This window comes from Luteimonas lutimaris, from assembly GCF_039537065.1.
Classification (GTDB): domain Bacteria; phylum Pseudomonadota; class Gammaproteobacteria; order Xanthomonadales; family Xanthomonadaceae; genus Luteimonas; species Luteimonas lutimaris.
The window spans coordinates 1,237-1,554 of the sequence record NZ_BAAAZU010000005.1 but is presented as its reverse complement, the minus strand read 5'-3'; the positions used below and the strand labels follow the sequence as shown (position 1 = coordinate 1,554).

At 52.5% G+C, this 318-nt stretch carries 1 protein-coding gene; it reads left to right on the top strand.

The genetic code is table 11. The annotated features are described in order from the left end of the window. Positions 1-76: 76 nt before the first annotated feature. Positions 77-318, top strand: a 242-nt coding sequence (locus tag ABD679_RS06465; protein ID WP_344759151.1) for a hypothetical protein, incomplete at its 3' end; no start/stop codon positions are given.

The window sequence follows — 318 nt, the reverse complement described above, 5'->3', positions numbered from 1 at the left end:
GCGTTATCGGGCGCGCACGCCGGGCTCTCGGCTCTTAGGCTAGGGGAAACTCAAGACATAAGGCGTTAGGTGTCACATGAAGCGAATTCGCATCTGGATTAGAGCCGAGTACGAACTTCCGGAAGGGTCGGAGCTAGTGGAGGTGACGGGAGAACCGGCTATCAAGCTTGGCGAGCACTTCGTAAAGCCAACGCTGGAATTTCTTCAGCTACGGGACGTAAAGGAAAGAATTTCCACTTGGTCCGAAGCTGACGAGGAAGTGTATGACTCAGTTCTTGCGGCTGAGAAAGGATTTTTTATTGACTTGGTGCAAGACGG